A 13,949-nucleotide genomic window follows, 5' to 3' on the forward strand; every position below is an offset into this window, starting at 1 on the left:
TGTAACCCTTAGTGTAACCCTTACCCCAAAATCGCCACTTTTCAACACGAAAAAAGGGAGCCGTAAAGCCCCCTCATTCATATTCGGTTTGAATACCGTAAATAAGCCGTTCTAACGGCGTTTTAACCACTTCCTTTCATAGACCCTTGCCGACCACCAGAAATAAGCGTAGATTGCTTTATAATAGCTCGTTTCGTGATTATAGACCCATTCCCAGACAGCCCAGCATGAAGCAAGTAACTCTTGGTACATCCGACCTCTTCTGAGGTCAGCACGGTATAAACCGCCGATATGCTTGAAAAGTAGAAGTCTTTCAAGCCATTATGTTTGCCCACAATAAGATGGACGTGTATAACCTTTGCCATATCAATTCATTTAAATTTCGGTGCAAATATACCAAATAATTATTATATGGAATAATTTTGCATTTTAAATAATCATAAAAGGGCAAAAATAAAGGGTAGCGATTGCCACCCATGCACACGCCCCATCATCCTCATGTAAGCCATTTGTAAACCTCATTCAAGTCCACCGCCCTCAAACGCAAGTCAGGAGACCACAGAATTAAACCAAAATTAAACCCATGTAAACGTTTCGTTTTGTGTCGCTATTCATGCAAGATTATCGTAACTAACTATATTTCAAAGACTTCACTCGATTTTGGGGCATAAGGCTTTATATACGCTTCGTTCTGTGCCCTTTACTTGCGATAACGCTTAATGACGCCGATATAGAAATCTACCATAGTCTTGTTTCTAAGACTCAGTTCTTTATTACTTAGCGACTGGTGTGCTTTTAACATCATGCAGTCTTTGGCATCAATATCAATGAGGCCAATACCCATGATTTCGAGACCATGTTTAACAGACTGTGCACATCCCGACCAAAAACGACCGATATGTGGAGTCTTCTTGCCAGCTTTGCTGATGTAGCTGGGATCAATGGCAATAGCCCATCTTCCCTGTTTACCAAAGAAGCGCTTGGCAAGTGAGACATTAAGTTTGAGCCAGTCAACGCTTTTCGACTTTTTTAAGCCGAATGCGTTGCGATAGGTTTGCTCAACATGCGAGCCATACCTCCCCATTTGGGTGAAATTTATCTTTCTTGGTATTACCATGAACAAAATTATCACCTCGATGAGTATTTTCTCGAAACTTTTTGTTAACTTTGCAGCCGAATCTTCAACTGCATCTTTAAAGATATCCATATATTGGTCAAGTCCTGTATTCATATAATTTTGCGTTTGTCGTGATTTGCAAAGTTACTGAAAATCAGCGACTTTACCAACTTTTTATAGTTAAGTTTTCATAAGCATTTCTTAATATAAGTTATTGATTTACAGACGATTAAATGTTAATTTAACGCAGTATAGTTTTAACTAACAATATATAATAATCCTATGAACAAAAGAGCATATTTGTACATTGCGGCTCTACTTGGTATCACATCACCATTTTATGCCGCCCCTGCATCAGCAGCTCAGACCTATTCAAAAACTGCTATGCAACAACAGAGTTCCTGCAGTGGTAATGTTAAAGACTCTAATGGAGAACCTATCATCGGTGCTACAATCCGAATCGAAGGGAGCAACGGTGGTACTGTAACTGACCTTGATGGTAATTTTACCCTAAAAGACGTCAAAATGGGAGTTAAAATTACAATTTCTTCCATCGGCTACAAGACAAAGACTATAATATGGAATGGCGGTTCTATCCGTGCTACACTGTTAGAAGACAGCAACATGCTTCAGGAAACTGTAGTTGTAGGTTATGGAGTTCAGAAGAAAGCAAACCTTACAGGTTCTGTATCGGCAATCACATCTAAAGACATCGAAGGTGTGCCAGTAGCAAACACCGCTACCCTATTACAAGGAAGAATGACAGGTGTCAACATTACAATGAATGGTGCCCAAGCTGGTAATGATAATCCGGAAATTAGAGTACGTGGCGTAGGAACATTTGGTAACAGTAATCCTATGGTTCTCATTGATGGCGTAGAAGGAACATTAAGTCAACTCAGCGATATTTCACCTGCAGATATTGAGAATATTTCTATTCTGAAAGATGCCGCATCTGCCGCTATATATGGTGTACGTGCAGCAAATGGCGTAATCCTCATTACAACAAAGAAAGGTTCAGCCGGATCTGTAAAAGTAAACTATGGAGGAAGTTATTCTATCCAGAGCGCAACTGTTTTACCAAAGTTTCTCAACAGTTACGATTGGGCCATCATGCGTAATGAAACTAATCCTGGTTCTTACGACCAAGCTGCGCTTGAAAAGTTAAAAAACGGCTCTGATCCAGACCACTATGCTAACACAGATTGGATGGATGAAATCATGCAGACAGGTCACATGCAGCAGCATAGTTTATCGGTATCAGGTGGTTCTGAAAATGTACAATTTATGACATCTATTAACTATTCTGACCAAAAGGGTATAATGAAGGAAACTGGAGTACGTAAACTAGGCTTCCGTTCCAACGTCAACTCTAAATACAAAAGATTTAGTTTTGGGTTAAATATAGCAGGAAATTTTAATGATGTAACAGCCCCAGGAAAGAATGTTGCTGGTGAAGGAGGTGTAATGCGAATGATTTCATGGTTTGCACGCCCAACTGTACCTTCACGCTATACCAATGGCCATTATGGTTATGTAGATGGTTCTAATAAAGATGCAGAAGCGTTTAAAAATCCATTAGAGGCTATCAATCTTGGATATAACAAGAATAATGCATGGCGCTTTAACGGAAAGGCAACCATTGGTATTGACATCTATGATGGTTTAAAATTCCAGACTAGTTACGCATATACATTCTATAACAAAGCGACCAAAAGCTACTCACCTAGCGATATAGATGCACGCTATGACGCAGAAGGAAACATTCTGAAAGTAGGGTCTGTAAACAATCAATTAACTGATTACAGATATCGTGAAACCATGTGGACTAATGAAAACCTTCTTACCTATAACAAGCGTTTTGGTCTTCATACAATCAATGCATTGGCAGGTCATTCTATTATTGGCTACGATGAAGAAGGTTTAACTGCATCTAAGCAAGGTTTCCCTACCAACAACATCTATGAGTTAGATGGTGGAACCAAGAATCCTAATACAGGAGGTAATGCCGGTGCTTATCGCTTACAGTCATTCTTTGGACGTATACAGTACGATTATGACAACAAATATCTCTTCGAATTCAATGTTCGACATGATGGATCTTCACGCATGCCAAAATCACACCGCTATGCAACATTTCCTTCTGTATCATTAGGTTGGGTCTTCACCAGTGAGAAATTTATGGAAGAACAGAGCAAGTGGCTCTTCGGTAAGCTCCGTTTTTCTTGGGGAAAGTTAGGTAATCAGGAAATCGAAAATTATCCTTACACTGCAACCTATGCAGCAAGCGGCAACTACTATTTTGATCAGAGTGGAACTCCTCAGGCTGGTCTTATACAGAATTCAGTTCCAAACGAAAATATCAAGTGGGAGACTACACGCAGCGTGAATATTGGTATTGATCTCGGATTCTTCAACAATAAGGTAACCACCTCATTCGATTGGTTCGATCGCAAGGCTTCAGATATATTGATGCAGCTTTCTATGCCAGGTATGTTCATCGGATTATTGAGTGCTCCTTATCAGAATGTTGGTAAAGTTCGTAACCGTGGTTGGGAATGGAGTGCTAACTATCAAGACCACCGCGGTGACTTTGGCTGGTATGCAGGTTTCAATGTAACCCATGTAAAGAATGAAATTCTCTATATGGGCGGTTTAGATGAGCGTATCAGTGGTGCAACCATCAATAGAGTAGGTGATGCTATTGGTTCTTATTACGCTTATAAGGCTATCGGCATCTATCGTACAGAGGCTGATCTCAACCGAACTAATTCAAAGGGTGAGAAGATTAAACAAAATGGTATTGAGCCAAAATTGGGTGACATCATGTATCAAGATACTAACGACGATGGAAATATTACACCAGACGACCGTGTGATTATCGGTAATCCATTCCCTAAGTATTCATTCGGTTTTAATATCGGAGGATCTTGGAAGAACTTTGACCTCTCAACACTTTGGCAGGGAGTTACTGGAATTTACCGCTATAACTGGGAATCCACTAGTGACTGGCATGGTAACCGCACAGATCGCTGGTTAGACCGTTGGTCTGAAAGTAATCCAAATGGTTCTATGCCACGCTTGGGTTATAGCTTCAATGATACACTCTCTTCATTCTGGTTGTCAAAAGCAGATTACTTGCGCTTAAAGAACTTAGAGGTAGGGTATACATTCGACCAGCTTGCAAAATGGGGTGTATCCAAGGTTCGTGTCTACTTCGCAGCAACCAATCTGCTCACACTCACTTCTTTAGATAACTACGATCCAGAAAAGACCAGTGGAGATTCACGTAACGAAATCCACCCTAACATGAAGAGCGTATCATTCGGTGTTAATATTAATTTCTAAAATAGGAGGACTTTACAATGAAACAGAATAGAATATTCAACTCTATAAAAGTTGCGTCATTTTGCGGTATGATGGTGCTTACAGCAACATCTTGCTCTGACGACTTCTTTGATGTAAAAAACCCTAATGAGATTTCTAGTTCAACCTTCTGGAAAACTGAGTCAGATGCCTTGATGGCGCTTACGGGTTGTTATGACGCTATGCAAAATGGCGATTTGAACAACGATTATATTGATGGTTGGAAATTTGGTTTTCTCACCCGTGAAACTTGTACAGATAATGGTGGACACTCTTGGGGTAACGGGATGCTCGGTTCCTCTATTGCACAGGGAACATCAACAGCTAACGATCAGTGTTTCTCTAAGTATTGGAATGCGAACTATGAGCTTATCAAGCGCTGCAACGCATTGCTCGAGAATGTTGATGAAATCAGTATGAGCGACGACAAGAAGGCTGCTTTTAAGGGTGAAGCTATAGCTTTGCGTGCTCTCGGATATTGTAACTTGGTTTCAGTATTCCGCGATGTACCTTATCTCGAAAAGCCATTGACATTGGCTGAATGCCAACCTGCCCGAAATACAAAAGAAGAAATTGCCACCAAAGTTTTAGCAGACCTCAAGAAAAATATTCCTAATATCCCTGTTAAGGGAAAAGCAGGTAAAGGTCGACTTACACAAGAAGCAGCATACGCTATCATGGGGCGTTTAGCTCTCTTTACCAAGCACTACGATGAAGCTATTGAGGCATACAACCATGTAATAGGTAAATACAGCTTGTTCACCTCTGGTGATGGTTCTGATGGATATAAGAATTTCTCTGAGCTCTTCACAGAAAAGAATGAGGAATGCGATGAAGTAATCTTGGGTATTCATTATGCAGGACCTGGAAAGAACGAGGGTCAGACCTTCAGTATCAGCTGGGGTGGTCCGATGAATGCAGTTGAGGCTACTCGAAATCTCTGTGATGATTATTATTGCATTGATGGTCTGCCTATAGATAATTCACCTTTGTTCAAGGGTAAGACTGGCAAAGCAGCATACGATAAGGAAAATCCTGATTTTGCACGTTATGAGAATCGTGATCCTAGGTTGAAGGGAACTCTCTTTGTTCCTGGTATGAAGTGGCTCAACGATGTATATAATTATCCTAAAGAAGGTGGCAAGAAAATTCCTTCTGTTTCTCAAGTTGCCATTATGAAATGGTTCGTACCTGAGAATATGGCAAATGAGTATGATGGTAGTCTTGATTACTATGTAATCCGCTATGCAGAAGTTCTCCTTTCTCTTTCTGAAGCTATGATTGAGAAAGGTGGATATAGCCAAGAGCAGATTACCAAGTATATCAATGAAGTACGTGAACGTGTTCATATGCCAAAGGTTGAGGCTGTTGAGGGTAATGGTTTGTCAACAGAACAACTTCGACAGATTGTTCGTCACGAACGTCGCGTCGAGCTTGCTTTTGAGGATCTTCGCTTTGCAGATCTCTACCGCTGGGGCGAATGGAAGGATGCTATCGAACGTATGAATAAAGAATATGAAACATACGGTATGGGAGATTATTCCCGTTCTTACAGAGGGTCTCAAGATGATGTGTGGCCAATCCCACAAAATGAGATTGATACCGATCTCAACTTAAAGCAACACAAAGAATGGGGAGGAGAATGATTTTATAACACGATTCGGTTAATTTCATTTTTGATTTCACATTTTAATAAACGTTATCAAATTCTAGAAGGGGGTACCAAAACAAGGTACCCCTCTTTTCTGGGTTTTCAAGTTCAGAAGAGCCATTTGTATTAGGTTTGCCTACCGGTTCTTCACCTATGGGCATGTATGCAGAAATCGTAAAGGCTGTGAAGGCTGGCGAAATCTCTTTCAAGCACGTCCTCACCTTCAACATGGACGAATATGTAGGCTTGCCAGAGAGGTAATGATTCTCTGCAATGGTCATAACAAGTCACGTGCGCTCCAGGCTGCCATTGAGGGACCTGTTACCCAGGCATGAACCATCAGTGCTCTGCAGCTTCACCAGCATGGCATCATCGTCTGCGACGAAATGGCTACTGACGAGTTGAAGGTCAGCACATACAAGTACTTCAAGGAAATAGAAAAAGACAACTTATAGTTTTATCATAAAAAATCAACTATTCTATGTTATATCAACACATCATGTACGAGAATAGACTAGGTTGTGTGCCCTTTCTATTGTGAAACAGGAAGGGCACTGTTGCTTTATGAAGAATAAGAGAAATATTCTTAAGAAATATCCCGAAATTTTTGGTAATTACGAATATTCAGCGTACCTTTGCAAGATATAACTTAATACAAAACATTATGGCTAATAATTATCAACCTTTCAACCGATCTTTGCTGGCGATGGCTGCCCTTCAAGCCTTGCCGCTATCTCTCTTCGCCCAGAATACAGGCGAAAAACCAAACATCCTGTATATCATGTGCGATGACCACGCCATACAGGCTATCAGCGCCTACGGCAGTGCCATCTCCCAACTGGCGCCTACCCCAAATATTGACCGACTTGCAGAAAGGGGAATGAAATTCAACGAGGCTTTCGTTGAAAACTCGCTTTCTACACCAAGCCGTGCCTGTCTGATGACCGGTCTCTACAGTCATCAGAACGGACAGCGCATGCTGGCAGAGGGCATCGATTCCACCAAAACCTTCTTCTCTGAAATGCTGCAGAAGGCAGGCTATGAGACGGCAGTAGTGGGAAAATGGCACATGTCATGCCGCCCTAAAGGTTTCGATTTCTATCACATCCTCAACGATCAGGGACAATATTACAACCCGACCTTCGCATCAACAGACCATTACGGAGAATACAAGCAGGAAATGGGATATGCCACCGACCTCATCACAGACCATGCCATCGAATACCTCGACCAAAGAGACAGAAACAAGCCATTCTGTCTGCTGGTTCATCATAAGGCACCCCACCGTCTGTGGATGCCTAGCACCAAGTATGTTGGGAAATACGGCAAAGTAAACTTCCCGCTACCTGAAACCTTCTGGGACGACTATGCGACCCGAGGCTCGGCTGCATCCACCCAGAAGATGACTATCGATGAATATATGGAAATGGTACGCGACCTGAAAGTGCCCGAAATGTACGACCCTTCTACACCGGAAGGCAGAGACTCGTATGCTGGACTCATGGGAGAGATGAACCGCATGACACCGCAGCAGCGCGAGGCTATTGATGCCTATTACATGCCGAGAAACAGAGAATTCCTGAGCAAGAATCTCACGGGTAAGGAACTGGTAGAATGGAAATACCAGAACTATATCCGCGACTATATGGCAGTGATTGCTTCGGTGGATGAGAGTGTAGGCCGACTCCTGACTTATCTCGATGAGCATCATCTCACGGATAATACCATCATCGTATACACCTCCGACCAGGGATTCTACATGGGCGAACACGGCTGGTTTGACAAGCGTTTCATGTATGAGGAATCATTCCATACACCGCTCATCATCAGCTATCCTAAGCATATCCAGCCTAAGAGCGAGTGCAACCAGATGGTACAGAACATCGACTTTGCTCCTACCTTCCTCGACCTGGCGGGCTTGAAGAAGCCTGCCTATATGCCGGGCACTTCGCTCCAACCATTGTTTGCCGGACAGCCTGTAAGAAAATGGCGTAAGAGTCTGTATTACCATTATTATGACTACCCTAATTATCATCTGGTACGCAAGCACGATGGTGTGAGAACCGAGCGCTACAAACTGATTCATTTCTACGGCAAGGGTGGTGAAAGAGCCGTTCCAGAAAACAAGTATCAGTGCCAACCGGGAACTTCAGAAAACTGGTGTTTCGAATATCTCAAATCCATCAACTACATCACCGATGATGCCGATATTGACTACTACGAGTTGTATGATATCCAGGTTGATCCGAACGAGCTGCACAACCTCTACGGCAAGCCTGGCATGCAGAAGGTAGAAAAGGAAATGAAGAAGCTCCTCGCTACCTATCGCAGGAATCTGAAGGTAGATGAGTAAAAGAACCGAACAAAATAACATTGATATGAACAAGACAATATGGTTTACAGGGGTAGGTTTGGCGTGCCTTCCTACCCTGCTCTGTGCAAAACAAAACACCCCACCCAACATTCTCTTCATACTGTGTGACGACATGGGATATGGCGATCTGGCTTGCTACGGCCAACCTTATATCCACACGCCTAATATAGACCGGATGGCACAGGAGGGAATGAGATTCACCCAGGCTTATGCCGGTTCTCCCGTCTCGGCTCCGTCGAGAGCTACCCTCATGACTGGTCAGCATACGGGACATACACATGTGCGTGGAAACAAGGAATACTGGAGAGGTGTGCCAATGGTAAAATATGGCAACAACGAGGAGTATTCTGTCGTAGGACAGGAACCTTACGACCCGCAGCATAAGATTCTGCCCGAAATCATGAAGGACGAAGGATATAGAACCGGCGTATTCGGGAAATGGGCTGGCGGATATGAAGGTTCGGCTTCTACTCCCGACAAGCGTGGCGTGGACGAATTCTATGGCTATATCTGCCAGTTTCAGGCTCATCTCTATTATCCTAACTTCCTGAATCGCTACAGTCGTGTAATGGGAGATACAGCAGTGGTAAGAGAGGTAATGGAACAGAACATCCAGCATCCGATGTTCGGCAAGGATTATTTCAAGCGCAAACAGTATTCTGCCCGCATCATCCACGACAAGGCACTGGAATGGATTGACAGACAGGATAAGGAACATCCTTTCGTAGGATTCCTTACCTATACCCTGCCGCATGCCGAACTGACCCAGCCGGAAGACTCTATTCTAGAGAATTACCAGAAACAGTTCTTTACCGATAAAACCTGGGGCGGATGGGAAGATTCGAGATACAACGCTGCGGTTCATACCCATGCACAGTTTGCCGGAATGATTACCCGACTGGACCAGTATGTAGGCGAAATCTTCGCCAAGCTGAAGGAGAAGGGACTCGACAGGAATACCGTTGTCATCTTTACTTCAGATAACGGGCCGCATGAAGAAGGTGGTGCTGATCCAGAGTTCTTCGGTCGCGACGGTAAGTTAAAAGGTCTGAAGCGCCAGTGCTACGAAGGCGGCATCCGCATACCATTTATCGCCTGGTGGCCTGAGCATATCAAGGCAGGAGCGGTGAACGATACCCAGTTTGCCTTTTACGATCTGCTGCCTACTTTCTGCGATTTGGCTGGCATCAGAAACTTTGCCAAGCGTTATACCAACAGAAAGTTGGCTGGTGATGGTTTCGACGGAATCTCTATCGCTCCTACCCTTCTGGGCAAGGATGCAGAGCAGAAACATCACGATTACCTGTACTGGGAATTTCACGAAACCGACCAGATTGGCGTGAGAAAGGGCGACTGGAAACTGGTGGTAGTAAAAGGCGAACCGCGGCTCTATAATCTGGCTTCCGATATCCACGAAGACCATAATGTGGCGGCAGAACATCCGGAGATTCTTGCCGAACTCCTGGCTGCCATCAGAAAGGAGCATCGAGACAGCAAGGATTTCGAAATTACGCTGCCAAAGTTCTGATTTTCTCTCCCGGTTACAGAGAGATAGAGATTACAACTAGATTCAAGAAAAAATGATGAACGACAACATAGCAAATCCCTTTGCCAAGCCACTGTATGTAATGCTGAAGCCTGCGGGTGCCCATTGCAACCTGGCATGCAAATACTGTTATTATCTGGAGAAGAACAAGCTCTATCCCACTGCTCAGCGACATCTGATGAGCGATGAGATGCTGGAACAGTTTACCCGAGAATATATTGAGGCGCAAACCATGAACCAGGTGCTCTTCACCTGGCATGGTGGCGAGCCTCTGCTGCGCTCCATCGACTTCTACCGCAAGGCTTTATCCCTACAGCAAAAGTATGCTGGAGGCAGGCGCATCGACAACGTAATTCAGACCAACGGCACGTTGCTGACCGATGAATGGTGCGAGTTTTTCGCCCAGAACCATTGGCTGGTAGGCATCTCTATCGATGGTCCGCAGCCTGATCATGACCATTACCGGCTGACGGCTGCGGGAAAACCATCGTGGAAGAAGGTGATGCAAGGCATCAAACTGCTGAAGAAACACGGGGTAGAATGGAATGCGATGGCGGTGGTGAATGCCTATAATGCCAATCATCCGCTGGAGTTCTACCGCTTCTTCAAGGAAAACGGCTGTCAGTTTCTGCAGTTCACACCTATCGTTGAGCGACTGACCCGACATGAGGATGGCCGTACCCTGGCAAGTCTTGCCGACAAGGATGAGATTTCTCTGAGCGAGGCATCGGTTGCGCCGGAGCAGTGGGGCAACTTTCTCTGTGCGATTTTCGATGAGTGGGTACGGAAGGATGTGGGCAAAATCTTCGTTGAGATTTTCGACTGCACACTGGCAAACTGGATGGGTGTTTCTCCCGGCATCTGTGCTTATTCCAAGGAATGCGGTCATGCGGGAGTGATGGAGCACAATGGCGATGTTTATTCCTGCGACCACTTTGTTTTTCCGGAGTATAAGTTGGGCAATATCCGTGACCATTCGCTCATCGACATGCTTTATGGTGAGCAGCAACAGGAGTTCAGCCGTCTGAAACACAGTTCTCTTCCCCGCCAGTGCAAGGAGTGTGACATGGAGTTTGCCTGTCATGGAGAATGCCCAAAGAACCGCTTCATGAAAGATAAGTATGGCGATTCCGGTCTCAACTATCTCTGTCCGGGTTATTACCATTATTATCAGCATGTAGCGCCCTACATGGATTACATGAAGCAGGAACTCATGGCGCAGTGCCCACCTTCGAACATCATGAAAGTTGTACAGTAAGCATGACAGATTCTAAAAAAACAGCAAAATACTTGGAAAAAAGTTAGAAATATCGTACCTTTGCAGGCAAAAAGCAATTTTACGAATATGAAAAGAATCAAAATGCCACTCTTGGCAAGAATCATCATTGCCATCCTGTTGGTGTAATCTTCGGCAATTTCTTCAATGAAGCTGCCGTCAGAGCGTTTCTCACCTTCAACGGCATCTTCAGCCAGTTTCTGGGCTTTATGATACCGCTCATCATCATCGGTCTCGTTACGCCAGCCATTGCCGACATCGGTCACGGAGCCGGAAAACTCCTCCTTGCCACTGTGGGCATCGCCTTTGCCAACACCATCCTGGCGGGTCTTCTTGCCTATGGCACAGGCTCGGCACTCTTTCCTAACATGATTGCCAATTCTGCCCATGTGGCAGTAGATAAAGTGGAAGAACTCAAACCCTTCTTCGAAATCAAGATACCTGCCATGGTAGATGTGATGAGTGCCCTCGTTTTCTCGTTCATTGCCGGACTGGGCATTGCCCACAAAGGCAGCCGCACCATGCAGAACGTTTTTCAGGAATTCAAGGAAATCGTATCAGGTATCATTGCCAAAGTCATCATTCCCCTACTGCCCCTTTATATCTTCGGCATCTTCCTGGGCATGACTTTCTCCGGCGAAGCCTACCACATTCTGCTGGTCTTCGCACAGATTATCCTCGTGATTCTCGTACTTCATATCGTCATCTTACTTTACGAATATCTGTTGGCTGGCGGCTTGTCCCACAAGAATCCTTTTAAGCTGTTATTCAACATGTTGCCAGCCTACTTCACGGCACTTGGCACATCATCATCAGCAGCCACCATTCCGGTAACTCTGAAGCAGACCTTGAAAAACGGCGTCACCGATGGCATTGCCGGATTCACCATTCCGCTCTGTGCCACCATCCATCTCTCGGGATCAATGATGAAGATTACCTGTTGTGCGCTCACCATCTGTCTCATCAATGGTATGCCGTGCAATCTCCCCCTCTTCCTCAACTTCATCTTCGTGCTTGCCATCTGCATGGTAGCAGCTCCGGGAGTTCCGGGAGGAGCCGTCATGGCAGCGCTAGGTCCGCTAGCCTCAGTTTTAGGTTTCAATGCTGATATGCAAGCACTTATGATAGCCCTCTATATTGCGATGGACAGTTTCGGCACCGCCTGCAATGTAACCGGCGATGGCGCCATTGCTATAGTCGTGGATAAGATATTCAGAAAGGATAAATAAAAAATAAAGAGGTGTGTCATAAGTCCATGACACACCTTTTTTTTTCAAAAAGCCACAATAGATACCATCTATCAACTTATAGCCAAAATCTTTCGTTTATCTATAATAAAAGTATTATCTTTGCAGCCGAAATCAAAATTACAAATAAGAAAATAAAAAAACAAAGAGAAAAATGACAATGGAAACAAGAAAAGAAATAGCAGCAGAAAAGAAACGTTGTGGCTCACATAATTGCACACAGGCTGTGCTCTGCACCTACCACGACTTCACCGGTATGGACGAGGAAACCATCAAGAACGCCGGCAATGCCTTTGCTGCAGGTATGGGTAACATGGAGGGAACCTGCGGAGCCCTCGTTGGCGCTGGCATCGTACTTGGACTCGCAACACAAGACAAGGCGAAGTCTATCAAGGGCATGAGAATGATAATGGATAAGTTTAAGCAACGCAATGGTGTCACACAATGCAAACTGCTGAAAGGTGTGGGCACAGGCAAGGTGCTTCGCGAGTGTCCGCTCTGCGTGGCTGATGCATCTGAATTTCTGGAAGAGATACTGGAAAAGGAAGGTATTCAGAAGTAAGTAACAATATGGCTAAGTATAAAACAATTAACGAGCAAAACCGCTGCGTGGCATGTGGTGTTTGCGTGAAAATATGTCCTAAGGATGCCATCAGCATCTACAAGGGATGCTATGCCCAGATAGATGAGGAGAAGTGCATAGGCTGCGGCATCTGCGAGAAAAACTGTCCGGCAGGAGTAATCCATAAAGTTTTAAGACAACCCGTTTAATTTCATCAAATTGATTTGCATGGCAAAACAGAAAAATAAGAAATGGAGTGATTACCTGTGGCTCATATCTGCCACCTATTTCATCCTCGGATTCTTCAATATCGTGTTCGCATGGCTCGGAGTCATCTGTTTTCTGATTCCGCTGCTCATGGCCATATTCGGAGGTGGAAAGGGATATTGCAACAACTATTGTGGACGAGGACAACTCTTCCTGCAAATAGGAAACACCCTGGGATGGTCGCGCAAGAAGGCGGCACCAAGATGGTTCTCGTCTAAATGGTTCCGCCATGGCTTCCTCCTGTTCTTCATGTTCTTCTTCATACAGATGATCATCCTCACCACAATGGTGGCAAAGGGCACAGAAGATCTCCATCAGACCATCCACCTGCTATGGACCTTCAACGTGCCATGGCATTGGGCTTACCCGGTAGAGATTGAGCCATGGAAGGCGCAGTTTGCCTTCGGTCTCTACGGCATCATGCTCACCTCGCTGATTGTGGGCGTTCTGCTCACCATTATCTATCGTCCAAGAACCTGGTGCGTGTTCTGTCCTATGGGCAACATGACACAGCTGATATGTAAACTCAAAGCAAGATAATTT

The 13,949-nt window shown here is 44.5% G+C and carries 10 protein-coding genes and 2 pseudogenes; 10 read left to right on the forward strand and 2 right to left on the reverse strand.

The genetic code is table 11. The annotated features are described in order from the left end of the window. Positions 1 to 122: 122 nt before the first annotated feature. Complete coding sequence (locus KUA48_RS06230) at positions 123 to 365, reverse strand: hypothetical protein (protein WP_153083912.1); 243 nt, start codon at positions 363 to 365, stop codon at positions 123 to 125. Positions 366 to 700: 335 nt separating this feature from the next. Continuing rightward, on the reverse strand, positions 701 to 1,231 hold the full coding sequence (locus KUA48_RS06235; RefSeq protein ID WP_369503330.1) for a hypothetical protein: 531 nt from the start codon (positions 1,229 to 1,231) through the stop codon (positions 701 to 703). Between the two features lie 168 nt (positions 1,232 to 1,399). On the opposite strand from KUA48_RS06235, the gene KUA48_RS06240 reads away from it, so the two are divergent. The 10 genes and pseudogenes from KUA48_RS06240 to KUA48_RS06285 all read left to right on the forward strand — a co-directional run bounded on the left by KUA48_RS06240 (position 1,400) and on the right by KUA48_RS06285 (position 13,946). After that, complete coding sequence (locus tag KUA48_RS06240; protein ID WP_238399665.1) at positions 1,400 to 4,465, forward strand: TonB-dependent receptor; 3,066 nt, start codon at positions 1,400 to 1,402, stop codon at positions 4,463 to 4,465. A gap of 17 nt (positions 4,466 to 4,482) precedes the next feature. Further along, the gene (locus KUA48_RS06245) at positions 4,483 to 6,129 is read left to right on the forward strand and encodes a RagB/SusD family nutrient uptake outer membrane protein (RefSeq protein WP_256624514.1); all 1,647 of its coding nucleotides are present in this window, start codon (positions 4,483 to 4,485) and stop codon (positions 6,127 to 6,129) included. A gap of 110 nt (positions 6,130 to 6,239) precedes the next feature. Continuing rightward, a pseudogene (locus tag KUA48_RS06250) lies at positions 6,240 to 6,589 on the forward strand (hypothetical protein); the annotation flags it as partial. A gap of 251 nt (positions 6,590 to 6,840) precedes the next feature. Next, a complete protein-coding gene (locus KUA48_RS06255; RefSeq protein WP_153073875.1) occupies positions 6,841 to 8,487 on the forward strand; it encodes a sulfatase in 1,647 nt (548 codons plus the stop codon). A 25-nt stretch (positions 8,488 to 8,512) separates the two neighbouring features. After that, positions 8,513 to 10,036 carry an arylsulfatase gene (locus KUA48_RS06260; RefSeq protein ID WP_153088062.1) on the forward strand — a complete coding sequence of 508 codons (1,524 nt, stop codon included), beginning with the start codon at positions 8,513 to 8,515 and terminating at the stop codon, positions 10,034 to 10,036. Between the two features lie 55 nt (positions 10,037 to 10,091). Beyond that, positions 10,092 to 11,312, forward strand: a complete 1,221-nt coding sequence (locus KUA48_RS06265) for an anaerobic sulfatase-maturation protein (RefSeq protein ID WP_215651608.1) — start codon at positions 10,092 to 10,094, stop codon at positions 11,310 to 11,312. An 87-nt stretch (positions 11,313 to 11,399) separates the two neighbouring features. Beyond that, positions 11,400 to 12,559, forward strand: a pseudogene (locus KUA48_RS06270) (dicarboxylate/amino acid:cation symporter). 178 nt (positions 12,560 to 12,737) lie between these two features. Continuing rightward, complete coding sequence (locus KUA48_RS06275) at positions 12,738 to 13,139, forward strand: C-GCAxxG-C-C family protein (protein WP_153080559.1); 402 nt, start codon at positions 12,738 to 12,740, stop codon at positions 13,137 to 13,139. Positions 13,140 to 13,147: 8 nt separating this feature from the next. Continuing rightward, a complete protein-coding gene (locus KUA48_RS06280) occupies positions 13,148 to 13,348 on the forward strand; it encodes a 4Fe-4S binding protein (protein WP_218433681.1) in 201 nt (66 codons plus the stop codon). A 19-nt stretch (positions 13,349 to 13,367) separates the two neighbouring features. Beyond that, positions 13,368 to 13,946 carry a 4Fe-4S binding protein gene (locus KUA48_RS06285; RefSeq protein ID WP_153073866.1) on the forward strand — a complete coding sequence of 193 codons (579 nt, stop codon included), beginning with the start codon at positions 13,368 to 13,370 and terminating at the stop codon, positions 13,944 to 13,946. Positions 13,947 to 13,949: the final 3 nt, after the last annotated feature.

This window comes from Segatella copri (assembly GCF_019249795.2).
GTDB classification, from domain to species: Bacteria; Bacteroidota; Bacteroidia; order Bacteroidales; family Bacteroidaceae; genus Prevotella; species Prevotella copri_B.